18 protein-coding genes are annotated in these 26,677 nt (G+C 66.7%); 11 read left to right on the top strand and 7 right to left on the bottom strand.

What is annotated here, in order from left to right; all coding sequences use genetic code 11:
• Positions 1 to 272: 272 nt before the first annotated feature.
• Genes ABFP37_RS09065 through ABFP37_RS09055 form a run of 3 tightly spaced genes read left to right on the top strand, consistent with a single transcriptional unit; the run spans position 273 to position 2,195 of the window.
• A complete protein-coding gene (locus ABFP37_RS09065) occupies positions 273 to 977 on the top strand; it encodes a SipW-dependent-type signal peptide-containing protein (protein ID WP_347033343.1) in 705 nt (234 codons plus the stop codon).
• 3 nt (positions 978 to 980) lie between these two features.
• Positions 981 to 1,604, top strand: coding sequence for a SipW-dependent-type signal peptide-containing protein (locus tag ABFP37_RS09060; protein ID WP_347033342.1), 624 nt, complete (start codon positions 981 to 983; stop codon positions 1,602 to 1,604).
• A gap of 18 nt (positions 1,605 to 1,622) precedes the next feature.
• Positions 1,623 to 2,195: a signal peptidase I gene (locus ABFP37_RS09055; RefSeq protein ID WP_347033341.1), complete on the top strand. Its 573-nt coding sequence runs from the start codon at positions 1,623 to 1,625 to the stop codon at positions 2,193 to 2,195.
• Between the two features lie 502 nt (positions 2,196 to 2,697).
• On the opposite strand, the gene ABFP37_RS09050 is transcribed toward ABFP37_RS09055, so the two are convergent.
• Positions 2,698 to 3,843 carry an EAL domain-containing protein gene (locus ABFP37_RS09050; protein ID WP_347033340.1) on the bottom strand — a complete coding sequence of 382 codons (1,146 nt, stop codon included), beginning with the start codon at positions 3,841 to 3,843 and terminating at the stop codon, positions 2,698 to 2,700.
• 478 nt (positions 3,844 to 4,321) lie between these two features.
• On the opposite strand from ABFP37_RS09050, the gene ABFP37_RS09045 reads away from it, so the two are divergent.
• Complete coding sequence (locus tag ABFP37_RS09045; protein ID WP_078029814.1) at positions 4,322 to 4,690, top strand: response regulator; 369 nt, start codon at positions 4,322 to 4,324, stop codon at positions 4,688 to 4,690.
• 55 nt (positions 4,691 to 4,745) lie between these two features.
• On the opposite strand, the gene ABFP37_RS09040 is transcribed toward ABFP37_RS09045, so the two are convergent.
• The 4 genes from ABFP37_RS09040 to ABFP37_RS09025 form a co-directional block, all read right to left on the bottom strand.
• On the bottom strand, positions 4,746 to 7,220 hold the full coding sequence (locus tag ABFP37_RS09040; RefSeq protein WP_347033339.1) for an EAL domain-containing protein: 2,475 nt from the start codon (positions 7,218 to 7,220) through the stop codon (positions 4,746 to 4,748).
• Between the two features lie 208 nt (positions 7,221 to 7,428).
• The gene (locus ABFP37_RS09035) at positions 7,429 to 8,277 is read right to left on the bottom strand and encodes a phosphatidylinositol-specific phospholipase C/glycerophosphodiester phosphodiesterase family protein (RefSeq protein WP_347033338.1); all 849 of its coding nucleotides are present in this window, start codon (positions 8,275 to 8,277) and stop codon (positions 7,429 to 7,431) included.
• Between the two features lie 201 nt (positions 8,278 to 8,478).
• On the bottom strand, positions 8,479 to 8,754 hold the full coding sequence (locus ABFP37_RS09030; RefSeq protein ID WP_078029988.1) for a hypothetical protein: 276 nt from the start codon (positions 8,752 to 8,754) through the stop codon (positions 8,479 to 8,481).
• A gap of 145 nt (positions 8,755 to 8,899) precedes the next feature.
• Positions 8,900 to 10,879: an amino acid transporter gene (locus ABFP37_RS09025; RefSeq protein ID WP_347033337.1), complete on the bottom strand. Its 1,980-nt coding sequence runs from the start codon at positions 10,877 to 10,879 to the stop codon at positions 8,900 to 8,902.
• Positions 10,880 to 11,221: 342 nt separating this feature from the next.
• Here ABFP37_RS09025 and ABFP37_RS09020 point away from each other — a divergent pair, with 342 nt between their 5' ends.
• Complete coding sequence (locus ABFP37_RS09020; protein ID WP_347033336.1) at positions 11,222 to 12,652, top strand: potassium transporter TrkG; 1,431 nt, start codon at positions 11,222 to 11,224, stop codon at positions 12,650 to 12,652.
• The gene (locus tag ABFP37_RS09015) at positions 12,645 to 13,337 is read left to right on the top strand and encodes a TrkA family potassium uptake protein (RefSeq protein WP_347033335.1); all 693 of its coding nucleotides are present in this window, start codon (positions 12,645 to 12,647) and stop codon (positions 13,335 to 13,337) included. Before ABFP37_RS09020 ends, ABFP37_RS09015 begins: the two co-directional genes overlap by 8 nt.
• 6 nt (positions 13,338 to 13,343) lie before the next feature.
• Here ABFP37_RS09015 and ABFP37_RS09010 read toward each other — a convergent pair whose 3' ends face one another.
• Together ABFP37_RS09010 and ABFP37_RS09005 are read right to left on the bottom strand one after the other, a co-directional pair.
• Positions 13,344 to 13,739, bottom strand: coding sequence for a hypothetical protein (locus tag ABFP37_RS09010; protein WP_347033334.1), 396 nt, complete (start codon positions 13,737 to 13,739; stop codon positions 13,344 to 13,346).
• 353 nt (positions 13,740 to 14,092) lie between these two features.
• Complete coding sequence (locus ABFP37_RS09005) at positions 14,093 to 15,988, bottom strand: O-antigen ligase family protein (RefSeq protein WP_347033333.1); 1,896 nt, start codon at positions 15,986 to 15,988, stop codon at positions 14,093 to 14,095.
• Between the two features lie 233 nt (positions 15,989 to 16,221).
• Here ABFP37_RS09005 and ABFP37_RS09000 point away from each other — a divergent pair, with 233 nt between their 5' ends.
• The 5 genes from ABFP37_RS09000 to ABFP37_RS08980 all read left to right on the top strand — a co-directional run bounded on the left by ABFP37_RS09000 (position 16,222) and on the right by ABFP37_RS08980 (position 26,663).
• Entirely contained in the window at positions 16,222 to 20,928 is a 4,707-nt protein-coding gene (locus tag ABFP37_RS09000; protein WP_347033332.1) for a carboxypeptidase regulatory-like domain-containing protein, read from the top strand.
• Positions 20,929 to 21,114: 186 nt separating this feature from the next.
• A complete protein-coding gene (locus ABFP37_RS08995) occupies positions 21,115 to 21,912 on the top strand; it encodes a CHRD domain-containing protein (protein WP_347033331.1) in 798 nt (265 codons plus the stop codon).
• A gap of 134 nt (positions 21,913 to 22,046) precedes the next feature.
• Positions 22,047 to 22,634: a hypothetical protein gene (locus tag ABFP37_RS08990; RefSeq protein WP_347033330.1), complete on the top strand. Its 588-nt coding sequence runs from the start codon at positions 22,047 to 22,049 to the stop codon at positions 22,632 to 22,634.
• A 3-nt stretch (positions 22,635 to 22,637) separates the two neighbouring features.
• Positions 22,638 to 23,348 (top strand): sortase, encoded by a 711-nt coding sequence (locus ABFP37_RS08985; protein ID WP_078027923.1) that lies wholly within the window; start codon positions 22,638 to 22,640, stop codon positions 23,346 to 23,348.
• Positions 23,349 to 23,486: 138 nt separating this feature from the next.
• The gene (locus tag ABFP37_RS08980; RefSeq protein ID WP_347033329.1) at positions 23,487 to 26,663 is read left to right on the top strand and encodes a cytochrome P450; all 3,177 of its coding nucleotides are present in this window, start codon (positions 23,487 to 23,489) and stop codon (positions 26,661 to 26,663) included.
• Positions 26,664 to 26,677 lie beyond the last annotated feature (14 nt).

Here is a 26,677-nt window from a genome sequence, read left to right as displayed (position 1 = left end):
AGCGTGGGACATGAGGACCTCCGTGGCCGTGAAGATGTCAGATACCTCCACTAAGCCCCGGGGGCCCTCCTCACTTCAAGACTGATGTCACCAACGTCATGGCCGGGTACAGCTAGGCGGAAACCCTTTCGAGCATCCTGCAGCGACGCCCCGTGAGCCATCAAGGCGGCGGCCGAGTGCTTTCCGGTTTCTTGATGCAATCCTGAGCAAATCTTGCGGGACCCAAAAGATACTTTTCGCCGGAAACCCCGAAGCGCTATGAAAGCATACTTATGATCGAGATCGTCGGTCATCGCTTAGGCCGTTCCGGCCTCCACATGTCCTTGGGGGAAACAATGACAATCACTGAAATCACGCCTGCCACCGATCGGTCCAAGAGCAGGAAATTCAAGGCGATCCTGGCCGGCGGTCTCGTCCTCGGCCTGGGCGCAGCGGTCACACTCGCCGCATGGAACGACTCGGAGTTCGTCATCGGCAACTTCGGCAGCGGTCACTTCGAAATCGAGGGTAGCCCGGACGGCACGACTTTTGGGAACCATGCTTCGGGGTCGCCTGCCACCCTGGGTTTCTCGACAGGCTACAACAACTTGAGCCCTAACGAGACCGTCGCGGCACCGTATGTGCTCCACCTGGACAAGGACTCCAAATACACCGCTTCCGTTACCGTCGCGACTGCGTCGGCAACAGGAGACGACAATGCACTGGACAATCTGACGTACGGCATCATCAAGGTGAATTCAGTTGCAGGTTGCACGCCCACCGCAACAGGCACGGAAGTTATTCCGCCCAACACTTCGATCGGCACCGTGGTCGACGGCACGCCGTTCGTGCTGGCAACGTCGGCTGCGCTCGGCACCGACCCCGGCGCTGACACCTTTCTGTGCATTCAGGTGAAGGCGGGCGCGCCGCTCCAGCAGAGCAAGTCCGCTACGGCAACCTGGGAATTCCGCGCCGCATCGGCGCCAATGGTCCCGTAACACGTGCGCAAACACGTGGCGCCCTCGCGGCGCCGCACCTTCACCCGCGTTCGCGCGGTTCTTGCTGGCGCCCTCGTCCTTGGCGTGGGCGCCAGCATGACACTCGCGTCCTGGACAGACTCGGAATACGCTGCCGGCACGTTTACCGCCAGCACTTTCCGCCTTGAGTCCAGCACAGCCACCTCGACGTGGAAGGACAGCACGTCGCCTGCCGATGCGTCGCTCATGATCAATGCGACGTCCATGTCGCCGGGCGCTTCGCAGTACGCGTGGGTTAATATCCGCACCACCGCCGCTTCCACCGTTGGTGGGACCATCGCGTTGGCCAGCTCGACGTCGTCGGGCACGTTGGTTCCCGTGCTTGAGTACAAAGCGGTGCGGACGACGGCGGTCGACACCACATGCGATGCCGCCGCCTTTTCGGGGTCCCCGGCATTTGTTGCCGGGTCCTCATCCGCGTATCTGCCGGCGGCATCCGTGCCTGGCTCTCCGGTGGCATCGGCGGTCACGCCTTCAAGCCGCGAGCTCCGGTATTGCTTTGAGGTGCGGATCCAGCCTGGAGCGTCGAACACCTACCAGGGCGGCACGGGCACGGTCACATGGCTCTTCACCGGAACGTCCGATTGAGTGCGGAAAGGAATTGACGTGAAACAACGGAATGGCCGCGGGGGAGCAGTAAGCAACGCCCTCCTCAACGTCGCCGCCGTCGGGGGCCTGGTCTGCATCGTGCTCGTGATCCTGGCTGTCTTCTTCCACATCACGCTCATCATGTTCAAGACCGGTTCCATGGGGCCGACCATCCCTGCCGGATCGCTCGCCGTGGTCAAGAAGATCCCGGCATCGGAAGTGCGCGTGGGCGACGTCGTGACTATCGACAGGGGCGCAGCCCTGCCGGTGACGCACCGAGTGACGTCCGTTTCTCCGGCTGGGGGTGACGCCGTCAAGATCACCATGCGTGGCGACGCCAATCAGGCTGACGATCCCGCCCCGTACGTGGTCACGTCAGTGCGGATTGTGCTGGGCTCGGTGCCCAAACTCGCCTATGCCGTCAGCGCCGCCTCCAATCCGGTGGTGCTCGGCGGCGTCACCTTGGTGATGGCAGGCGTAGTCACGTGGGCCTTCTGGCCTCGGGAGGAACGGGAGCCCCGCGGTCGGCGGAGGGCTGCGAAGGAGCCTCTCGTTGAGCGTGCTCCCGAGCTTGATAAGACTGCACCATGAAGCGGCGGCATCTTGCCGTCACTGGGCTGCTCGCCTGTGCCGCCGCCCTGGCGGCTGCACCTCCGCAGCCGACGACGGCGGCCTGGGCCTTCCCCGAGTATGCGTCCGGCTCCTTCGAAGCCGGCACGGTGCTGCCGCCGACCTGGGTCAGTTGCTCCAAGAGTGGGCTCACCGTGTTCACGTTCAGGTGGGCGGCGCCCCCGACGGGTGGCGCCACTAGGACGGGGTATTCGTGGACTGTCAAAAGGGGCACTCAACTGGTTTCTGGGCCTACATTCACTGACCAGATGACTCTGGTAGTCGACTCAGGTCTTTTGCCAGTCGGCGATCTAACCGTGACGTTGGTCGCCACAGGCACGGGTGAGTGGACCTCGACGGCTATCAGCGGGACTGTCAGCAGCCTTGGCCTCAGTTGCAGCATATGATCTCCCCGAAGAACTGCTCCAATAGCGCCCGCCCCCTAACCTCGGCGGCCCCGGAGCCGAGTCAGACCGCGAGCCTCTCACGCCTGAGCGGGGCCAGGATTCCCGCTTTCGGTGGAGGCGGCGACGTCGGCAGTGGCTGCCTCAGCGATCCACGCGGACCAGTCACGGGGATGCACGGAGGGCCTGCCCAGCAGATAGCCCTGACCCGTTGCGATGCCCGCCTGCGTGACGGCGGTCAGTCCCGCTTGGCTTTCGATACCTTCGGCCGACACCGCTGCCCCGATTTGCTTCGCGAGTTCAACCACGGCCATACCGGCCGGCCGCCCCTCGACCGGGTGCATGAGTCCGTCGATGAAACTGCAGTCAAGTTTTATGATGTCGGGAAGCAGCTGCAGGATCTGGTCCCGCGACGCGGCACCGGCGCCGGAGCCGTCGACAGCCAACCGCAGACCCCGCTGACGCAGTGGGGTCAGCATCCGTATCAAGCCATCCAGCTCCGCGCCGACCAGGCCGCCCGCCAGTTCGATGACGATTCTGTCCAGAGCCACCTGCCCGTTCCCCAGCAGCGCCTGTACGCGCGGGTCCGTGCAGGTTGCCGGGCTGAGATTGAAGGCAACGAAGAGGTGAGCGGGAATCTCGCCGGCCGCCGACAGCGCGCTATGCAGGGCAGCGATCTCCAGGTCCGCACCCAAACCGATGGCCGCTGCTTCCCGGAACCAACTGTCAGCGCCGGCCCCGTCCCGGCTGACGAACCGTGCCAGCGCCTCGAATCCGGCCACGTTTCCTGCCGGCAGTTCCCTGATTGGCTGGAAAGCGGTCAGGAGCATCCTGGTCCCCAAGACGGCTCTGACGCGTTTCTGGCCCCGCGGGTCAAGGGACACGGGCAGGTGACGCGGGTTCGACGGCGCCGACGAGTCCCGGCCCATCTCCTCGTGTGGTGCAGCGTCATCAGCGAGGGAGTCTGTGAGGTCCGTGGTGGTGACGGTGATCAGGTGCTGCAACAGCGCACGTTCCGGCTCGTCCGGATTCGCCGCCAGCAGACGCCGCAGCTGAATCCTGGCCCACTTTCCATCCGAGGCCGTATCCGTCAGAACATCGTCGATCAGCTCCAGCACCTGGCTGCGGAGAGTCGATCCAGCGACCTGTGGCGGTGCGTACTGGCCCCCGGGCTCCGGACCCGGTTCTGCGCCGGTGGCTGCCGGAAGCGACTCATCCCTGGACATCGGCTGTTCCTCTGGGGTACTCACACCGGCTGAGCCCGGCGCTGGCCAAGAACACCTCCCCGGGGTGTCGGCCCTGACTTGCAAAGAAGACTACATGGAAAAAGAACGTACCGTCGCCGTTCCGACCACTAAATTTGCTGGCACCCGGGGCGTACGGCCGCATCTGCGATCTGGAGAATTGCGCGGGACAGAAGTGCCATCGCTATGGGGTGCTCATCGCTGGCCTTCCTGGAAATGGGTTAAGGGCACCACGGCGCTGCCGCACGGTGCGTAACCACCTTCGCGCATCAGGCTCACGCCCGAGGCAGCTTCACCCCAAGATCTGCGCAAGAGCGCCACTGGGACGCGATTACCACAGGTTCCGGGTCCCCGCGAGACGCCGGGTTCTCCGTGGAGCGCGGGCGACTGCCCCGGGGCGTTCACCTCTTGGTAGAGTGCGTTTAAGGCTTTGCTGGGGCGAGTCTAAGGGGGACGTGTAATGCCGAGTACGTGCGCCGCTGTGGTGATTGAAGATGACGCGGACATCGGACGCCTCGTTCAAACAGTTCTGTCCGAGACTGGCATGCAGGTCCGGCTGAGTGCAACAGGGACCGACGGCGTTGCGGCCGTCCGTGATCACTCCCCGGACCTCGTGGTTCTGGACTACGGGCTTCCCGATATCACCGGCCTGGAAGTGATCAGGCGGATCAGAAGCTTCAGCACGGTGCAGATCCTCATGCTCACGGGTCACGATGATCTGGCCGAAACGCTGCTATCCGCCGGTGCCAGCGCCGTTATGACCAAACCCTTCCGCGTCCGGGCGCTGCGGGAGCAGATCGAAAAAATGCGGGTTCCACACCACGCGTAGATGCGCGAAGACGCTCGGACTGCAGCTCGAGGAGAGTGGACACGGGCGGCGGAACCTACCGCACAGGTTGCACCGGTTCTCGCCCGCGGGGGCCGGACGGAACGGCTGCGAGCCATCCTGGGATGCCCTCCGCCGGTATCGGTTTGCTCCACAGGTAACCCTGGGCGTGCCGGACGCCCAGGCGCCGGAGTTCGGCGAGCTGCACCGTGGTTTCCACGCCTTCGGCCACGACGTCGAGATTCAGGCTGTCGGCCATGCCCATGACGAGTTCGATGATCGTCGCACCGTGAGGATCCGTGCCGAGCTCTTCCACGAAGCTGCGGTCGATTTTCAGGGTCCGGGCCGAGAGCCACTTGAGGTAGCTCAGGGATGAGTACCCTGTGCCGAAGTCGTCAATGGAAAGTCCCACCCCCAGTCCGGAAAGCCGTCGCAGGGTTTCCTTGGGCAGGTCGGGCTGGCCCATGAGCACAGTTTCGGTAATTTCCAGGTGGACGGCGGCCGGATCGATGCCGGAGCTGAGCATTGCCGCTTCCACGACGTCCGGGAAGTCGCCCGCAATGAGCTGCCGGCCCGAAATATTCACTGCCGCCGAAAGGTTTTCCGCCTCGGGAAGCTGGCTTCGCCACTGCTGCACCTGACGCAGCGCTTCATGCAGAACCCAGGTGCCGATGGGAAGGATCAGGCCGGTTTCCTCGGCGATGGGAATGAACGTGTCGGGCATGATCAGGCCGTGTTCGTGATGGTGCCACCGCAGCAGCGCCTCAAAGCCGACGGGGCATTCCGTGGTGATATCCATGACCGGCTGGTAATTCAGGGAAAGCTCGCCGCGGTCCAGGGCCAGCCTCAGGTCGGATTCCAGATCCAGCCGGCCCGCGGCCCGGCCGGTCAGGCGCGCATCATGCACGGCCGAGGAATCGCCACCGGCCGACTTGGCGCGGTACATGGCAGCGTCTGCACCGCTGAGCATCGTCTCGGCGGTGTCCTCGGGGCCCGCCAGGGCGATGCCGACGCTGACATTCAAGTAGACCTTGCGCCCGTCCACTTCGAAGGGCCGGCGCGTAACGTCCCTGATCCGCTCGGCCAGCGTCTTGGCGCCACGCCTGAGCAGGTTCTCGCAGACCACAACGAACTCATCGCCTCCGAACCGGGCCACTGTATCGCCGGCCCTGACGGCCGTCCTCAGCCGCTCCCCCAGGAGAACCAAAATTGTGTCGCCGGCGCCGTGGCCGATGCCGTCGTTGATCAGTTTGAACCGGTCGACGTCGACGAACATCACCACCGGCCGGGAGGCCCGGTCAAGGCAGCTCTGGAGGACCTCGGTGATCATGTATCTGTTCGGCAGACCGGTCAGCGCGTCGTGGCGGGCCTGCCACTCCAGAACCTGCTCCGCGTTCTTGCGTTCGGTGACGTCCAGGACTGTGTCCAGGAACCTGACAGGCTTCCCGTCCGGGCCGTTGACGCTCCGGACCCGTGAATGCAGCCATCGCTGCTCCCCATCGGGCCGGATAATCCGGTATTCGAAATCCGCGAAGCCGCGCCCGTCCTCCAGGCCCTTCCAGACGCGGCGGACCAGATCGCGGTCCTGCGGATGTGTCAGCGCAAGGACCGAGACCTTGGCCGCCGGGGTACCGGCGGCAAGACCCAGAATCCGGGCAAACTCCTCCGAGTGCCAGGTCTCCCCGGTCGCGACCGTGTATTCGACGCTTCCAACATGGGCCATTTCCTGGGCAGCCAGAAGTCGCTCCCGCTCGGCGGCGGCCGCTGCTTTCAGTCGCTGGATCTCGGTGATGTCCCTGGCGATTGCGGAGACTCCGACCTCTGCGCCGTCTTGGCCGTAGACCGGGGACACGGTCAGCTCAACGTCGATCACCGTCCCGTCCTTGCAGCGCCACCGCGCTTCCACTCCGGTCGCGAACGTCCCGTTTCCCAGGCGCGCCGTGACTTCCTTGCCGTAGTCCGCTGAGTCATGGTTGGTCAGCAGGCTGTAGCTCTGTCCGACAGCTTCCCGAGAGCTCCAGCCGAACATCCTCGTAGCGCCGGCATTCCAGCTGGTGATCTTCCCGTTCAGGTCGGCGCCGATGATGGCGTCCCCGGAGGATTCCACCATGGCTGAGAGCCGGCGCAGAATTGCCTCGCTGTGTTTCCGGTCGGTGATGTCCTTGGAGATCGCTACGACGGCGACGGGCACTGTGTGCCGTCCGCGGATAGGGCTGACCGTGGCGTGGACCGGGAATTCCCTCCCAGTCCGGTGGTGCATCCAGAGCTCGCCGGCCCAGTCCCGGCCATGGGCGAGTCTGTCCGCAATCTCCTGATCGGTGGCATCCTGACCCGGGCCGTCAGCGCCGCCGATGATTCCCAGCTCCGTGATCAGCTTGCCCAGCACCTGGGCCGCGCTGAACCCGTACAACCGTTCAGAGGCGCGGTTCCAATACGTGATCCGCCACTCACTGTCCATCCCGATGACCGACTGCCCGATCTCATCGAGCAGCAGTGACTGCATGACCAGGTCATCGTGGTGTTCTTCAGCCATTGGTCCCCTTACCGCTACCGCGTCCGAGAGAAAAAGACTCACAACTCAACGCCGGCGACCACAGGCTGAATCACCGTCTTGAGCTTGTAGCCTAGCGGCGCCCGACAGCCGCGGCCATAGAAAAAGCGCAATTCATCGGACAGATACGAACGAACCCTCCCGCACATCACGTGCGGGAGGGTCGCATCGCATGCGGGAGGCTGCAGCCCTACTGCCCGCGGGCGCTCAGGAACTTGTCCAGCGCGGGAAGGTCGTCCGTGTTGATGTGGTCCACACCGGCGTTGTGCAGCTCGGTCCACATGGCGTCGCGTTCCTGTCCCGGCTGGTCCGGCGTGGCCCAGAAACGCACCCGGTAGCCCTTGGAGTGGGCGGTTTCCACGTAGGCGCGCAGCTTGGCCCGCTCTGACTCCGGCATCGGGCCGACGCCCTGCCAGGTGAACAGCTTGGTCCAGTTGTCGCTGACCAGCGGCATCAGTGCCGCCGGCATGCCGGAGGCGAGATCGGCCGAGCGGCCGTCGAAGAACCCGTACCGCTTGGTCTCGGCCTTCATCGTGGCCAGCGGCCGGTTGCCGCTGATGACGGCGGTGACCGGTCCGGTGGACACCCTTCCGTTGGCGAACCGGCTCATGAGGGCCGGGTGCTGCGCCAGTTCCTTCTCCACGGCGGCGTACGTGGCCTCGCCCTCGCTCTTGATGTCGATCAGCAGCTGAAGGCTGCCGTCCCAGCCGGGGTAGACGCTGTGGCCGTCCTGCCGCACCAGCTTGTCCAGCGGTTCGAGGTACAGGCTCTCCAGCGTGACGCCGGCCTTGGCATCCACGAGGTCGTGCGCCACGCGGAGCTCGCCGTCCACCAGCCACACGTCCGCCTCCACACTGGAGAAGCCGTGCTCCAGCGCGTCCAGCAGCGGCCGGCCGTGCTCGTAGTCGTTGTGCGCGTGGGCTGCGGCGTGCGGCGGCCCCAGGACAGCGTCGGACGCCGGTGCCGCCCTTGACGGGGCGGCAATTCCGGCCAGGGCCGTGAGGGCAACGAGCGCGGTGACGGTGCTTTTGATCAGCACAGGGTTCTCCTTCAGTGCGGGATGGGTCCGCCGCCCGCCTCCCGGTTGGGAAGGCCCGACGGCGTGCCCCACCACACTGCCCTCCGGCGGCTAACGCGTCCCCACCGGAGTCTGGCGCCCCGGTGAACAGGACATGTCACCGGCTTTCGGCCACAAAAATGCCCCGGACCAAAATGGTCCGGGGCACGGTGGGGCCACTTGCTACCGCTCGATGCAGACGGTGAGATCCACGTGGATGTCGTCGTCGGCGACGAGGCGGTCCTGGAGGTAGCGGGCAAGGCTCGCGTCCGTGGCGGTGTGAACGCTTTTCGGGACGGCTCCGCGGAGCAGCGCCTGGGTGTCGGTGGACTTGACCACGTCCAGCGGCGCCCAGCCCCGGTGGCCGGAGGTGAGGCGTTCTATGTCGGTGCGGAACGAGCGCTTGTGGTCCTCGCGGACACTGGCGCGCATGTTGAACGGGATGAATTCGGTGGGCAAAACGGTCCTTTCACGAGGCAGCCGGTCGTCGGCGCCCCACATGGAACAAGGACCATGGGGTGCAGGGTATTCCTTGGAAGCCCGTAAGGAGTCCGAAGTCACGCCGCCAGCCGAAGGGAGGTGAGGAAGGGCCGGGAAGGAGGCGTCAGCCCACGTGGATGCGCGGGCGGCGTTCCGGCTCCGTCTCGTTTTCGCGGATGATCTCCCGGACCACGGGAGCCGTGTCGCCGCGGCCCAGGAGCAGGTACCGCATCAGGTGGGCCAGCGGGTTCCCTTCGGCCCATTCGAAGTACGCGTGCGGAATGACCCCGGTGGCGTCGCGCAGGGCCAGAAGGATCGCGGCGATCGCGTTGGGCGCGGCCGGGCTCTTCGCGCGGAGGACGCGGTGGCCGGCCACTTCAACGCCCTCCACCTCCAGGACGTCGCTGAATTCGGAGGGGTCGGTGACGTCGATTTCCAGGAAGATCACGTCGGCGGATCCCGGCACCGGGTTCATGCCGCGCTGCTCCTCCTCCTTCGCGGCGTACTCCGCGGCGTCCCCTTCCTGCACGCGGTTGGCGATGAGGTTAATTCGCCCGTCGAACTCAAGCGTGTCGGTGATGAAGCCGCGGGCGGCGTCGTCGAACTCGATCCGGTGCACGCGAAGCTCCGTGGTGCGGCTGATCCGGGAGACCAGCGAAACCACCACGATGCCCAGGATGAAGAACCCGGAGATGGCCAGGCCGTCCGGCTTTTCGATCACGTTCGCCGCCAGCGCGTACAGCAGGATGAGGGTCAGGACGGAGAAGCCGACGGCGGCACGGCGCCGCTTCTGCCGCGCCGCGGAGATGCTGACGGCCACCGCCCCGGAGACCATCATGGCCAGGATGCCGGTGGCATAGGCGCCCGCCTGGGCGTTGACGTCGGCCTTGAAACCGATGGTGATCAGGACGCTGATTGCCGTGTAGACCAGGACCACGGGCCGGACCGCGCGGGTCCAGTCGGGTGCCATGCCGTAGGACGGCAGGTACCGGGGCACGATGTTGATCAGCCCGGCCATCGCGGAGGCACCCGCGAACCACAGGATGAGGATGCTGCTGACGTCGTAGACGGAGCCGAAGCCGTTGCCGAGCCGTTCGTGGGCCAGATACGCCAGCGCGCGGCCGTTGGCCGCGCCGCCCTCCTGGAACGCCTCGGCAGGGATCAGCAGGGTGGTCACGAAGCTGCTGCCGAGCAGGTAGACGCTCATGATCACCGCGGCCGTGGTCAGGAGCTTGCGGGTGTTCCGGATCCGGTTCTGCAGGGTCTCCTCCGGCGTGGCCCCCGAGGCCGCCACCAGGGGCATCATGCTGACCCCGGTTTCAAAGCCGGACAGGCCCAGTACCAGCAGCGGGAACGCCAGGATGGCGGGCCCGGCGATGCTGCCGAAGCCGCCGGACGAGGTGAGTGCGGCGGTCCAGGATGACAGCGCACCCGGCTGCGTGACGGCGTCGTAAATTCCCGTGGTGATGATGACGGCGTTCAGCACCAGGAAGACCCCCACCAGCGGAATGGCGACGGCCACGGCCTCGGAGAAGCCGAGCAGGAAGACCCCGCCCAGGATCAGCAGGAGCACCACGGTGATGGGGACCGCCTGGCCTTCCAGGAACGGCGGCAGGTAGGGGTTCTCCAGCATGTGGACCGTGGCGTCGGCGGCGGAGAGGGTGATGGTGATGATCCAGGATGTGGCCACGAACCCGAGCAGCACCAGCACAAAGATCTTCCCGCGCCAGAACGGGAGCAGGTTTTCCAGCATGGCCACCGAGCCCTGGCCGTGCGGGCTCTCCTGCGCCACCCGCCGGTACATGGGCAGCATGCCGAACAGCGTCAGGGCCACGATCAGCAGCGTGGCCAGCGGGGACAGCGCGCCGGCCGCGAGCGCCGCGATGCCGGGCAGGTAGGACAGCGTCGAGAAGTAGTCCACGCCGGTCAGGCACATGACCTTCCACCAGGGCTGCTGGTGCGCCCCCGCCTCGGCCACTTCCGGCCCCACCGGCTGGTGGACCTTGTGCTCCAGCAGCCACCGGGCCAGCGGGCTGCTTGGCGGCGCTTCCTGCTCCGGGCTGGGGACACTCGCGGGAACGGAATACTGGGCGGGTGCGGTCATGAAGTGTCTTTCTGGGGGTTCCGGGGGCGTCGGTTCAGGCTGGGGGACGACGGCGGGGGCTACTTGGTGGCCCTGATGAACCGGTAGATCATGTACCCCGTCACGGCGCAGCCCAGAATCAGCAGGAGCAAGGAGGTGGGATCAGCGAGCATGGCCGGTCTCCGCTTGCGCGCGTCTGGTGGCCACGGGGTCCTTCGATTCGAAATGGAAAGTTTGCTGATGACCACGGGAGCCTAGCACCGGCCGCTCCGCGCGGCAGGCCGGAACCCGGAATCCTAACGCTTTCTTAACGCCCCTGTTCAGGCAGTCCGCCGCGGATTCCGCGGTGGTAGCGTGACGCGTATGCGCGACGTTGCGGGTTCCCAGGCGCGGCAAGGCGCCGCCAGCGGAGTCCGCCACGGCCATTGGCACCGGGGGTCGAAGGCGTTTCCGGCCATCCTGAACATCCTTGCGCCCCAGCATCCGGCCCAGGTGATCGTGCTGGGCTTCGCGGCGGCCGTTGCCGCTGGAACCCTGCTGCTGATGCTGCCGGTCTCGCGGAACGGGCCGGAGGGCGCTCCTTTCCTTGATGCCCTGTTCACCTCCACGTCGTCAGTGTGCCTGACGGGCCTAATCACCGTGGACACGCCGGTGTACTGGAGCGGCTTCGGCAAGGTGGTCATCCTGGTGCTGGTCCAGGTGGGCGGATTCGGCGTGATGTCCTTCGGCACCCTGCTCGGCGTGCTCATGGCCCGCAGGCTGGGCCTCCGTTCGCGGCTGTCGGCGGCGGCCGAAACCAAAAGCACCGGCTTCGGCGATGTGCGCCGGGTGCTCGTGGGCGTGCTCAGCATCAGCCTGGCCGTCGAGGTGATCCTCGCCGGGATGCTCGCGGCGCGGTTCGCGGCCGGGTACGGGTATCCGCCGGGCCGTGCGCTTTGGCACGGCGTCTTCCATTCCGTGTCCGCGTTCAACAACGCCGGCTTCGCCCTGTACTCGGACAACCTGATCGGGTTCGCCGGGGACCCCTGGATCTGCCTGCCCATCGCCGCTGCGGTGATCATCGGCGGGCTTGGGTTCCCGGTGCTGTTCGAACTCGGCCGGCAGTACGGCAAGCCCATCCACTGGAGCATGAACACCAAGCTGGTCCTCGTGGGCACCGCGGTGCTCCTCGCGGGCGGCACCGTCTTCCTCACCGCCGTCGAATGGTCCAACCCGGCAACGCTGGGAGGCCTCAGGCCCGGCGAGCGTGTCCTGGCCGGATTCTTCCAGTCGGTCATCACGCGCACGGCCGGATTCAACAGCATCGACATCGCGCAGATGTACCCCGTGTCCTGGCTGGGGATGGACATCCTGATGTTCATCGGCGGCGGTCCGGCCGGCACCGCGGGCGGCCTGAAGATCACCACGTTCGGCGTGCTGTTCTTTATCCTGGCCACGGAGCTGCGGGGCGGGACGGCCGTGAACATCTTCGGCAAGCGCCTCTCGCGGGCCGTGCACCGTCAAGCCATCACCGTGGTGCTGCTCGCCATTGCCTTGGTGGTGGGCTCCACCATGTACCTCATGCTCATCACGGACTTCGGGCAGGAGCGGATCCTGTTTGAAGTCGTCTCGGCGTTCGCCACGGTGGGGCTCTCCACCGGGATCACCGCGGCCATGCCGCCGGCCGGCCAGGTGGTGCTGATCCTGCTGATGTTCATCGGCCGCCTCGGCCCGGTCACCCTGGGCGCGGCGCTGGCGCTGCGGGAACGCCCGCCGCTCTACGAATACCCCAAGGAAAGGCCCCTCATTGGCTAAGAATGTTTTCTCCCGCTCCCCCGACCGCGCAGCCCAGGCCGACTCCGTGGTGGTGATCGGGCTGGGCCGCTTCGGCGGGGCGCTGGCGCTCGAGCTGGAGGCGCAGGGCACCGAGGTCCTCGGGATTGACGCGAGCGAGGAGATCGTCCAGTCCTACAACGGCCGGCTCACCCACGTGGTCCGGGCCGATGCCACCAAGGAGGAGGTGCTGCGCCAGCTCTCGGTGCATGAGTTCGACAGGGCCGTGGTGGGCATCGGCACGGACATCGAGGCAAGCATCCTGACCACGTCCCGGCTCCTCACGTTCCGCAAACCCCAGATCTGGGCGAAGGCCATCAGCGAACCGCACGCCGAGATCCTGAACCAGCTCGGCGTGGACCACGTGATCCGGCCCGAGCACGACATGGGCAAGCGCGTGGCCCACCTGGTCCGCGGTTCGCTGCTGGACTACGTGGAGTTCGAGGACGACTTCGTGATGATCCGCACCAGCCCGCCGAGGGAGGCTCAGGACCGCCCGCTCGGAGTGCTCGGGCTCCGGGACAAGTACGGAATCACCATCGTGGCCGTCAAGCGCCCCGGCGGCATCTGGGGCCACACCACGGCGCAGACCGTCCTCTACGAGGAGGACCAGATCATCGTCCAGGGCAGCAAGACCCAGGCGGAGAGATTCAGCAACATCCGCTGACGGGCGTCACCCCGCCTCGATGAACGCGATCTGCCTCAGGTTCGCGGCCGGCTTCGATTTCGCGGCGGCGACTGGCTTCCGTTTGGCGGCGGCGACGGCGGCAGCCGGCTTCCGCGCGGCGGCGGCAGCCGGCGGCAGATCCCCGACGGCGGCCCCCGGTTTCCGAGCGACGGCGGCAGCCGGCTTTACAACCGGGATCCGCCTGACGCTGAGCTGCTCGAGGTCCAGCAGCCTGCGTGCGCCGGTCCGGGCATCAATGATCCAGAACAGGTCAATCTCTTCGAGCGTGCTGGCCACCGTCCCGCGGTGCGCGAGGCGCCCGCGGTGCCAGGCCTCGATCTCCTCCCCTGCAGAGAGCTCCCCACACGAACGCACCTCAAGGTCCTCATCCGTCATCATCACTGGGCTCCTTTCACCGATCCGGTTCTGCAAGCCCAGCCTGCACGATGAAGTTTTCTGCAGGGTTTCAAAATAGTGCGCCTTGTGTGTCTGCGCTGTTTCCAGCTGGGCGCAAGACCGCACCGCGTGGAAATGGCTCCGCCGGAAGCGGCGCCCGGACAATACCACCGCACGATGGAATAACGTTTGTTTTCCAAAAAACTGCGCTTTTCTTGATCCAATCTTGCGCTGTTCTTAGCTTAAGAACTTTTCGTTCCGGAATGTTTGTGAAGAATTCGATTTGCCGGCAGTGAATTCCTCCTCGAGCCGGTGATAATGCGTTACCGAAAGAGCGCAAGCGGGGAATCCCGTACACCCTAGTGTTTGGACAGGCTCTCTGCGTGCCGGTTCGCAGCCTGGGCCGCTTCGGCATTGCCCATCCGCTGATAGATGTTCGAGAGGATGCGCCAAGGCGTGTCCAGGCCGGGGTCCAGGGCTGCCGCGTGCTCCAGGTCCGCTATCCCGTCGGAGGCCCGCCCCATGCCGAACTGCGCGACGCCGCGCTGGACGTAAAGCCCCGTGGAATACGGGGCATCCCGGACCAGGCCGTCGAGCACGGTCTTGGCGGCACCCGGATCCCCGCTGTAGAGGTAGCCGATGGCCAGCGCCGATCCGGCCTCCTGCGAGCGCGGCGTGCGTTCGCGGGCGAGGCTCCCCCATTCGACGGCGCGCCGCGCCGCCTGCTGGTCACCCGCCGTCGCCGGGCCGGCAAACGCCTGGGCGGCGAGCAGAGCGGTGTCGCTGTCCCACGGCCGGAGCTGGCGCGCCTGCTGGAATGCCTGCTCGGCGAGGGCGACATCCCCGGCCGCGGCAGCCTTGGCACCGGCACCCATCGGCCATTCGGCGATGGCGGCGGGGACAGCAACGGCAAGGCCGGCCGCGACGAGAACCGCACCGGCCGCCGTCGAAACCGCGGGCCGGAAGATGCCCGCAAATGCTGCTGTCAGCTTTCCCGGAATCCCTTCCACCGCCGGCGAACTGACGGCTGGGAAGCCCGTGCCCTCGCGCCCCACCAGCCCGCCGCACAGGAAGGCCACCAGGGCCGTGGTGCCGATGGACGTGAAGTGCGTCAGCAGCGCCAGTCCGTAGGCGGCCACGGTCACCAGCACCACAACCATGTACCGGCGGTCCGCACCGTGCTGGGTTTCCTTCATCCGCCGGACCGCAGCGGCCACGGCCACCGCGCCGAGAACCAGGACCAGTAAAAGCAGCGGGACCCCGCCTGCCGCCAGCAGCTGCAGCGGCCAGCTGTGGGGTGAATCGGCGGGGAAAGAGTCGCCCACGGATCTGGCCCACTCCGCGTTCAGGTACGCCGGCAGCGCGTCAACGAAGCCGCTCGGCCCAACGCCGAAGACCGGATCGGCACTTACCAGGCCGAGGCTCCGGTCCCACAGCAGCCACCGTCCGTCCACTGTTCCCGCGGACAGGAGGCGGTCACGCGCAGCGGGAACCAGCAGGACGCCAAACGCCACGGCAGCGGCCGCCAACACGGCACCCGCCGCGATTTTTGGCCGCGCCCAGGACCGGCTCCGCATCCACACGGAGGAGCCAAACAGGGCCACGATCAGCAGCCCGGCCAGTGCCGCCCGGGAGCCGGAAAGGATCGCCACGCCTGCAGCGGCGATCAGCCCAGCCCGCCTCAGCCAAAACTGCCATCCGCGCTCAGGGCCACCGCCGGCGGACAGCACCCCCGCGATGATGAACCCGATCAGGCCCTGGTCCGTGGCGTTCCCCAGCGTGGCGCCCGGGCGCACGTCCGCGGCACCGCCAAGCGGGCGCAAACCATTGCTTTCCAGCACGGCAACGAGCAGCAGCACCACTGCCGCAGCGGCGAGCGATGTGCTGAGAAGCTGTCGACTCCGGCCGGCCAAGGCACCGCCCAGGACCTTCGCGCCCACCCCGAATACGGCCACGTACACCCCTAGGGTTAACAGACCCTCGTAGCGCGGCCAGCGCCCGGCCAGGCTGGCCAGCGGGGTATCGGACAAGAGCATGGCGGCGGCGATCCACACCACGCAGGCGGCGGTCGCCGCCTGCACCGCCAAGGGAATCCGGGCCCGCAGCGGAGACACCACACCGGCGAGGACACCGATCATCACCACCACGAGTTTGATCCAGACGAACCTGAAAAGGCCTCCGGGCTGAAACACCAGGATGGACCCTGCCATCAGAACGATGCAGAGCCCGGGCAGCCGGGTAATCGCTTGCTTCATGCGCGGGTGGGTGACCTTTCAGCGGAGACCACTCCAATATAACCGCCTAGTCTGACGCAGGACCATGTCAACTGACATGAATGGGCGGTTACTAACTCAATTGGACATACGGCGATAATTTCAGGAGCGCGTGCTTTGAATCCCGTTTATAACGGTTACACTAAGGCGTTCTTTGACAATTAAATGATGCGGCCCAGCTGCTGCATGACCCATGGGGGGTAAAAATGCTCGCTTTGAGCAGGCGATTCCGTTTCCGAGTCGCCGTTTTATTAACGGTTCTGTCAGCGCTGGTGCTGCTCGGCATCACGCCGGCCAACGCAGCGGACTTGTCAGACGCTTCGATCAGCGGGAAGGTGACGGCGCCTGCGGGTGTCCAGCTCACCTCCGTCGGAATCACAGTCCACACCGCCGCGGCGTATTCCTACACTGGCTCGGCCCAGGTCGCCGAAGACGGAAGCTACACGGTCACCGGCCTTCCGGCGGGCTCCTACAAGGTCCAATTCAGTGGTTCCAACTCCGGCGCGCTGAGCCAGTGGTACTCGGGCGCCAAGACCTTTGAATCAGCCACACCCGTCGCGCTGGCAGCGGGCCAAAGCCTGAGCGGCATCGACGCAGCCCTCGTCAAGGGCGCTTCCATCAGCGGCCGCGTCACGCTCCCCGCAGGCATCGATCCCACGTCAGTCGGCGTTTGGGTCAGCAGCACCACCTTTGGCCCCGACTGGTATTCCGCGTATGGGCAGGTCGGCCAGGACGGCAGCTACACGGTCCTCGGCTTGCCTGCCGGCAGCTACAAGATCCAGTTCTCCGGCGGCAACTCGGGCGTCGTTACCCAGTGGCATTCGGGCGCCTCGTCCTCCGAGACCGCCACGCCTGTAACGCTCACGGACGGTCAGGATCTTGGCGGAATTAACGCGGCCCTCGTCATGGGCGCCTCCATCAGCGGCAAGGTCACGGTTCCGGCCGGCGTGGATCCCGGTTCCCTGCAGGCGGACGTCACCGCGGCCACCGGAAATTATAGCGGGTCCGCCCAGCTCGGCGCCGACGGAACGTACAAAGTCAACGGCCTTCCGGCGGGCAGCTACAAAGTCCGTTTCTCCGGGTACAACAGCGCCATCCTCCAACAGTGGTACGCCGGTGCAAGTTCCTTTGAGACAGCGACTCCTTTGACCCTCGCAGCCGGGCAGGAACTCACCGGCATCGACGCCGCCCTGGTCATGGGCGCGTCAGTCAGCGGAACTGTCACCGCCCCCGCGGGCGTGAACCTCGGTTCCATTCAGGCCACGGTCTACCAGGCCGGCGGAACGAATCCCAACTACGTGGCTTCATCCCAAGTCAACGCCGACGGCACCTACAAGGTGGCCGGGCTCCCGACGGGCAGCTACAAGGTGCAGTTCGCCGGGTACAACACCGGCACGCTGGAGCAGTGGTACGCCGGATCCTCATCGTTTAGTACCGCAACGCCCATCACCCTGACAGAAGGCCAGGACCACGGGGGCATCAATGCCACCCTGGTCAAGGGCGCGTCCATATCCGGCAAGCTCACCGCCCCGGCCGGCGTCAACCTGCCCGCGGTGCAGGCCACTCTCTATACGTCGGACAGCTACTCCTATGCGGGATCGGCGCAGGTCGCCGCGGACGGCTCCTACGCGTTTTCCGGTCTTGCGGCCGGCTCGTACAAGGTCCAGTTCAGCGGAGGAAGCTCGGGGGCGCTGGAACAGTGGTACGGCGGCCTGTCGTACGCCGAGGCCGCGCCCGTCCCCGTGGCGGACAGCCAGGACCTGGCCCTGACTGACACGCCGCTCGTCAAGGGCGCGTCCATCAGCGGCAAGGTCACAGCTCCCGCCGGCATCGATCTGTCCGCAATAACGGCCTATGTCTACAACGCCGACAACTTCCGGGCGTACGGCGTGGCAGCCCAGCTGCAGACCGACGGCACGTACAAGGTGGCCGGGCTCCGCGCCGGAAACTACAAAGTCGCATTCAGGGGTTATGGCTCCGGGGCGCTGGACCAGTGGTACCTGAACGGCAGCAGCATGGACACGGCTACCGCGCTGCCGCTGACGGCGGGCCAGGACCTGACAGGCATCAATGCGACCTTGGTTAAGGGAGCATCCATCGCCGGAAAGATCACGGCTCCGGCCGGCGTCGACCTGACGATGGTCAACGTGTCCGCCACCGCAGAGGGGGCCGCCAACGGCTCTTATGGCCGGGTAAACCCAGACGGCACGTACGCGGTCAAGGGACTTGCCGCGGGCACCTACAAGGTCAATTTTTCCAACTACAACTCCGGCGGCCTGGACGAGTGGTACAACAACGTCCAGACCCAGGCGGAGGCAACCCCGCTCACCGTGACGGCCGGCCAGGACCTCACTGCCATCGACGCCACGCTTGCCAAGGGCGCCAGCATCAGCGGCAAGATCACGGTACCGGGAACGCAGAGCTCCTCCAACGTCTACGTCACTGCGTTCCGCGCCAGCGACAGCACCTGGGCAGGCTCCGCCAACTCGAACATCGACGGCTCGTACTCAATCCGCGGCCTGACCCCGGGCAGCTACAAGATCTCCTTCGATACCTACGGCACCGGCGCGCTGCCGCAGTGGTACAAGAACGCCTCATCCATGGAGACCGCCACCGCAGTGCCGGTGACCGAGGGCCAAAGCCTGACCGCCATTGACGCAACCCTGCTCAAGGGCGGCGTCATCAGCGGCAAGATCACGGCGCCTGCAGGAACCAACCTCAACTCATCCCGCGTCATCGCTACGAAGAACGGGGTCACCAATGCGGCCCCCGCGTACGGCTACGTGAATCCGGACGGCACGTATTCGGTGATCGGGCTCGAGGGCGGCACGTACACGGTGCAGTTCTCCGGCGGGCAAAGCGGCGCCGCGGATACGTGGCACGGCGGAACAACGGCGGCGAGCGCCACCCCTGTGACCGTGGCGGTCGCGCAGACCGTCACGGGCGTGGACATGACTGTGATCACCGGAGCGTCCATCAAGGGCAAGATCACGGGCACCAGCAGCGTCTACGGATACCCTGTTTCCGTGCTGGATGCCGCGGGAAAGAGTGTCAAGGAGGGCCACTCGGACGCAGCCGGCAACTACAGTGTGGTGGGCCTCGCGGCAGGCTCCTACAAGGTAGCGTTCAACCGCTCCAGCGGGTACGCACAGGAGGAGGCACAGTTCTTCCAGAACAAGCCCGAGTCCGCCGGTGTGGGGCAGGCCCAGGCCATCCCCGTGACCACGGGCCAGCAGGTGCCGGACATCAACGCGACCCTGGCTGCCGGCGGATCCATCACCGGCACCTTGCTGAACAAGGCCGGACAACCGATGGCCAACGCGTTCCTCCAGGCCTACACCCCTGACGGCTCGCTCGTTACCCGCGCCACGTCCACAGACGCGGCCGGAAAGTACACCATCGCGGGGCTTACCTCCGGAAACTACACGCTGCGGGTGCTGGGCGGCTTCGTGGCCGGCGACCTCTACTCGGGCAACGTGGTCACCGAAGCAGCATCCACTCCCGTGGCCGTCGTCAGCGGCGCCGCCACGACGCACAACCTCTCCTACGTCGGCGTTACTCCCGCTTTGACCACACAGGTGCCCACCATCACGGGCACGGCCAAGGCCGGCTCCACGCTGACCGCAGTAACGGGCACCTGGGGTCCGGCTCCGGTGGCACTGACCTACCAGTGGAAGGCGAACGGGACGGCCAGCGGGCTCCCCATCGCCGGCGCCACCGCCAGCACCTACAAGCTGACGGCGGCCGACGTCGGCAAGACCATCTCCGTCACCGTGACGGGGACCAAGGCCGGGTACACGACGGCGGCTACTACGTCAGCGCGCACCGGCACCGTCATGGCCCTCAACCCGGTGCTCACCGCACCGGTGCCCGCCATCACGGGCACGGCCAAGGTCGGCTCCACGCTGACCGCGGCACCGGGCACCTGGGGACCGGCTCCGGTTACGCTGACCCACCAGTGGAAGGCGAACGGCATCGCGATCGCGGGCGCCACGGCCAGCACGTACAAGCCGGCGGCAGCTGACCTAGGCAAGACCCTTACCGTCACTGTCACCGGAACCAAGGCCGGCTACACCACCGCGGCCAAGACCAGCGCCGCAACAGCCAAGGTCGCCGTAGGCACCCTGACAGTCCCGGCAGTTGCCATCACAGGCGCCGTCAAGGTCGGCGCCACGCTGACCGCCGGAGGGGCCTGGGGACCCGCACCGGTCACGCTCAAGTACCAGTGGAAGGCCAACGGCATCGCCATCACCGGCGCCACCGCAAGCACCTACAGGCCGGCAGCCACGATGCTGGGCAAATCCCTCACCGTCACCGTCACCGGGTCAAAGGCGGGCTACACCGCCGTCGCCCGGACCAGCGCGGCAACGGCCAGGGTCGCGGCAGGTACGTTGACCGCGCCGGTACCGGGCATCGCGGGCACCGCCAAGGTGGGCTTCACGCTGACGGCAACCGGGGCTTGGGGCCCGGCACCGGTCTCACTCAGGTACCAGTGGAAGGCGAACGGCATCGCCATCACCGGCGCCACCGCCAGCACGTACAAGCCGGTTCCGGCGGTGGTGGGCAAGACCCTTACCGTCACCGTCACCGGAGTCAAGGCCGCCTACACCACAGTGGCCAAGACCAGCGCATCAACCCTCAGGGTGGCAGCGGGCACCCTAACGGCTCCGGTACCGGCCATCACGGGCACCGCCAAGGTGGGCTCCATCCTGACGGCGGCTCCGGGCGTCTGGGGGCCGGCACCGGTCACGCTGACGTACCAGTGGAAAGCGAACGGCATCGCCATCACCGGCGCCACCGCCAGCACCTTCAAACCGACAACAACGGTCAGGGGCAAGATCCTGACCGTCACCGTCACGGGTTCAAAGGCGGGCTACACCGCCGCCGCCAGAACGTCGGCGGCCACGGTCACGGTCGTCTAGCGGTCACCGGCAACCACTAGCAAACGAGGCCCGCCCAGATGATTCTGGGCGGGCCTTGTGCGTCCCCAGGCAACAACTGAGTGAGGCGAATCACTTATCCACCCATCCGGCCCCATCACCGCTCCGAACTGCATGTGTCCCACCCATGGGAGATCCACCACCACTTGCATGAGGAGAACTCTTCCGATGAACAAGACTTTGCGATTCATGGCTGTTCCCACGCTCGCTCTCGGCGCCCTGGCCTTGTCCAGCGCACCGGCCATGGCCCACGACGGCGATCACTCCTACCAGGCCACCCTGGGCCAGCTGAACGGCAGCTCCGCTTCCGGCACCGTCGTCGTGCACGTCACCGGCAACCAGGCCCACGTGTCCCTCAAAGTCTCCGGTCTCGCCCCGACCTTCATGGACGCCCCGTACCCGCACGTCCAGCACATCCACGTAGGAGCCAAGGGCCAGTGCCCCTCTCCCGCCGCCGACACCAACGGCGACGGCGTCATCTCCACCACCGAAGGCGGCCCCTCCTACGGCAAGATCGGCACCACACTCTCCACCAGCGGGGACACAAGCCCTGCCGCCGGACTCGACCTCAAGCTCGCCGGCCAGGGCGGTGCGTACACCATCGACCGCACCTTCGAACTGAACGCCGAGACCAAAGCCGCCCTGCACGACGGCACCGCGGCAGTGGTGGTCCACGGCCTGGATCCCGCAACCCTGAGTGCCGCAGGCCAGGCCGCCAAGAGCGACCTCGTGCCCAGCCTGCCGCTGGCCGCAACCTCGCCGGCCCTCTGCGGGACCCTCGTCGAGGGCCAGATGGCCATGCCGGTGGGCGGCGCCGATACTGGCGCGGCCCAGACCCCGCAGAACGCCCAGGCCGCGCAGAACAACGACACCGGAACCCTCGCCCTGGGTGGTGGCCTGGTGCTGGCCGCCGCTGCGGGCGGAACCTACATCGTCCGCCGACGCAAGGCCGCACAGGCCGCATAGCCGCCGGGCCCGGGACCGCCAGGTCCCGGGGCAACAGGGGCTAGGACGGGCACAGATTCCGGCTGCCGCGGCAGCCGGAATCTGCCCCGCACCGGAAACAGGCTGACGGACAGAACGCGAGGATGAGTAGAGCAATGAAAAACCCCAGGGCCGCAATGGCCTCGCTGGCCGTGGCGTCGCTGCTGTTGTCAGGCTGCGCGACCGCGGCAGGCAGCACCGATTCCGCTGCTTCCACAGCGCCACCGGCACCGGCACCGGAAAGCACATCAGCCGCCCCCGTGGCCAGCGGCCCGTCGGAGGCCTCAAAGATGATCTGCGGCCCGGAAACCAAGGACGACGTTTCCTCGATCCTGGCCCTGAACGAGGCGCCCCACACCATCAGCAAGTGGGCGGACGGCACCTACACCTGCACGTACCACCTCGCCGACGGCCCCCTGGTGATCTCGGTGAAGGAATCGCCGGACCCAGCCTCGGCCCGGAAGTACTTCGACGCCCTGGAAGGCAAGATCGGGAACACTGCGCCCATCAAAGGCCTCTCCAACCTGGGGTTCCCGGCCTACCAGACCAACGACGGATCCGTCGTCTTCCTGAAGGACAACAGCACCCTCTACGTCAACGCCACCAAGCTCCCGGCCGCCGTCGGCCCCCAGCAGGTGACGCCCACGGCGTTCGCCTACCAGGTGTCAACCACCATCCTGGCGTGCTGGACGGAGCACCACTAGGCCATGAACGCCCCGTCCCAGCACCGAAACCGGCACCGTGCCGCATCCGTGGCTGCTGCCCTGCTGGTCCTTGGCAGCTTGGTCCTGAGCGGCTGCGGAACCGCTGCCCCGGCCGCGAACCCCTCGGCAACCGGCAGCGAGTCCCCGCCAGCAGCTGCATCGCAGCCCGCCACTCCGGCGTCGGCTACCCCCTTGCCAACAGTGCAAAGCACGACGGCGGCTGCCGGCCAGGCAGCGAAAGTCACCGCCCCGGCCCGGCCGGTTCCCCTTCCCGTGGCTTTGACCATTCCGGCTATCGGCGTGCAATCGCCGCTGGTGAAGCTCGGCCTGCGGAAGAACAGGTCGCTCGAGGTGCCGCCCGACGGGCCCGGTGCCCCGGCCGGCTGGTACTCCGGTTCGCCGTCGCCCGGCGGGACCGGACCGGCTGTGCTCCTGGGCCACGTCAATGCCACCGGCGGCGGCCCGGGGGTCTTCGCGGACCTCCGCGGCCTGAAGGCCGGCGATGACATCAAAGTTCAGCGCGCGGACCACAGCATTGCCGTCTTCGCAGTCATCAAGACGGCGGCGTACAGCAAGAGCGACTTCCCCACGCTGGAGGTGTACGGCAACACCAAGGGCCCCGAGGTGCGGCTCATCACGTGCGACGGGTATGACCCGGCAACCGGCCTGTTCAACGACAACTATGTGGTGTACGCCAGGCTGAAGTCCAAGTAGGCAGGCCCCAATAGTCCAACAAATTCCCCGTAGTGCCCGGGTTCCGACCGGAGTATTCTGTGTCGAGCCCGGACAATCTCGCCCGGTGACAGCAAACAATAGCTCACCAGCATCAATGGCGATCGCCTAGGAGGGGCCATGACTTCGCCCAGCGTCCCCATACCGCAGCCTCCCCCGAAGCCGGTGGTCGGCAACCTGCCGGACATCGACTCCAGCAAGGGGATCCTGGGAATAGCCGAGGTGGCCGAGCGCTACGGCCCCATTGTCCGCATCCAGTTCTTCAACCGCAGCGTCATCGCCATTTCCTCCCAGGAACTCGTGAACGAAGTGTGCGACGAGTCGCGCTTCGGCAAGGTGCTGGGGGTATCCCTAAGGGAGGTGCGGGAGTTCATCGGCGACGGCCTGTTCACCGCACGGACAGAAGAGCCCAACTGGCAAAAGGCGCACCGCATCCTGATGCCCGCGTTCGGTCCCGCGGCCCTGAAGCGGATGTTCGCCGGCATGGACGACATCGCCGAGCAGCTGCTCCTCAAGTGGGAGCGGCTCGGCCCCACAACCAGGATCGACGTTCCGGACAACACCACCCGGCTGACCCTGGACACCATTGCCCTGTGCTCGTTCAGCTACCGCTTCAACAGCCTCTACCGGGAGGAACTGCACCCCTTCGTCGGGGCCATGGTCCGTGCCCTGGTCGAATCCGGGCAGCGGGGGCGCAGGCTCCCGGTCCAGAACAAGATCATGGTGCGCAAACGCCACCAGCTCGAGGAAGACAACGCACTGATGTTCGAGGTGGCCGATCAGATGATCAGGGACCGGCGCCGCAATCCCAGTCCGCCGGGCAGCGAGGACATCCTGGACACCATGCTCAACGCGGCGGATCCGGTGACAGGTGAGCGGCTGGACGAGGAAAACATCCGCTATCAGATGGTCACGTTCCTGGTGGCCGGGCACGAGACCACCAGCGGCCTGCTGTCCTTTGCGCTCTACGAACTGCTGCGCCATCCGAACGTGCTGGCCAAGGCGCGCGCCCAGGTGGACGAGGTTCTGGGCACCGAGAGCGCCCGGTTCGAGCACCTGCCCCGGCTGGGGTACCTGGACCAGGTCCTCAAGGAAACGCTCCGGCTGTGGCCCACCGCCCCGGGGTTCAACGTCGCCCCGTTCGAGGACACGATGCTGGGCGGCAAGTACGAGGTCCCCAAGGGGCAGGGCATCCTGGTCCTGATCCCGCAGCTGCACCGGGACAAGGCGGCATGGGGCGAGGACGCCGAGACCTTCGATCCGGAGCGGTTCGCCCCGGAGCGGGCCGCGGACATCCCGGCCAATGCCTGGAAGCCCTTCGGCAACGGGCAGCGCTCCTGCATCGGCCGCGGATTTGCCCTGCAGGAGGCCATGCTGTTCCTGGCCAAGCTGCTGCAGCGCTTCGACATCACGCCGGCGGATCCCGGCTATGAACTGAAGATCCACCACACTCTGACCATGAAGCCCGAGGGGCTGTACATCAACGTGCGCCGGCGGAACATCCGGATCGAAGCGCCAGGCGGGCCCGCCGTCGAACTTGCCCGGCAGGCCGAAACGGCGGCCGCGGCAGCCGCCAACGGCGTCCCTGTCCGCGTGCTCTATGGCTCCAACGCGGGAACCTCCCAGGACTTCGCGCAACGCATCGCCAACGACGCCGGGCGGCGGGGTTACAGCCCCACCATCGGTCCGCTGGACGACGCGGCGGGCGGGCTCCCCACGGCGGGGCTCGTCGCCATCGTGGCCTCCTCCTACGAGGGGCAGCCGCCGGATAACGCCCGGAAGTTCATGGCCTGGACCGAGGGCCTGCAGCCGGGCAGCCTCGCCGGGGTGCGGTACACGGTGTTCGGCAACGGCAACAAGGACTGGGCACGGACCTACCAGGAGGTGCCCAAGGCCATCGACTCCCGGCTCGAGGCCGCCGGCGGCACGCGGATCTATGAGAGGGGCGAGGCCAACGCCCGCGGCGATTTCTTCGGCGACTTCGACGAGTGGTACGCGGGATTCTGGCCGGCCGTGGACGGCGCCCTCGGGCAGAGCACCGTCTCGCCGGCCGCTCAGCCCGAGCTCGAAATTGAGTTCGTGGGCAACGTCCGGGAGCCGCTGCTGCGGCAGAACGGGCTGGCCCTCGGCACCGTGGTGGCCAACCGGGAACTGGTGGACATGGCCAAGCCCGGCGCCAAGTCCAAAAGGCACGTCGAGATCGCGCTGCCCGAAGGGATGACCTACCGGGCGGGCGACTACCTGGCCGTGCTGCCGCTGAATCCCAGCGACCTGGTGCAGCGGGCACTGAGCCGCTTCAACCTCGACTACGACTCACACGTCCTGCTGAGCATGGAGCAGGGTGACACGTTCCTGCCCACGGGCATGCCGGTAGCAGTGGGCGAGCTGCTGAGCAGTTACGTCGAACTTGCGGTCCCGGCCTCGCGGACCCAGCTCGAGTTCCTGGCCGACGTCGCCGAGGATCCCGCCCAGCGCCGGGAGCTCGAGGCGCTGGCGGAGGACCGCGAGCGCCATGCGGCCGAGATCCTGGACAAGCGCGTCTCCCTCCTGGACCTGCTGGAAACGTATCCGTCGTGCAAGCTGTCGTTCAGCTCGTTCCTGCAGCTGCTGACCCAGCTGGCCCCGCGGCGGTACTCTATCTCCTCGTCCCCGCTGTGGAGCCCGGACCATGTGACCCTGACCTTCGCCGTCATCCAGGCGCCGGCGTGGTCGGGCCGCGGCGTCTTCGAGGGTGCCGCCTCCACGTATCTCGCCCAGGCCAGGCCCGGGACACGGGTCGCGGTCACGGTGCGTCCGTCGAACACGGCATTCCACCCGCCCCAGTCCCTGGAGGTCCCGCTCATCATGGTCTGTGCCGGGACCGGGCTGGCGCCGTTCCGCGGCTTCGTCCAGGACCGGGCGCTGCGGGCCGAATCCGAGGGCACCAAACCGGCGCCGTCCATGCTGTTCTTCGGCTGCCGGGCCCCGGACACCGACTTCCTTTACAAGGCGGAGCTGGCATCATGGGCGGACGAGGCGAACCTCGACCTCCGGCCGGTCTTTTCCACCGCACCCACAGACGGGCAGAAGTATGTCCAGCACCGGCTCTGGGCGGACCGCGCCGATGTGGTGGAGCTGGTCCGGCAGGGCGCCACGGTCTACGTCTGCGGCGACGGCAAGCACATGGCGCCGGAGGTCCGCGACACGTGCGCCCACATCTACCAGGAGGCCACCGGCGCCTCTGAGGCGGACGCCGACGCGTGGATGGACGAGGTGGAACGCGCCCACGGAAGGTATGTCGCGGACATCTTCACGTAGGCAATCGGGCAGGG

It is taken from the genome of Burkholderia sp. RS01 (assembly GCF_039748055.1).
GTDB lineage: Bacteria > Actinomycetota > Actinomycetes > Actinomycetales > Micrococcaceae > Arthrobacter.
This window is presented reverse-complemented; position numbering and strand designations above follow the sequence as displayed.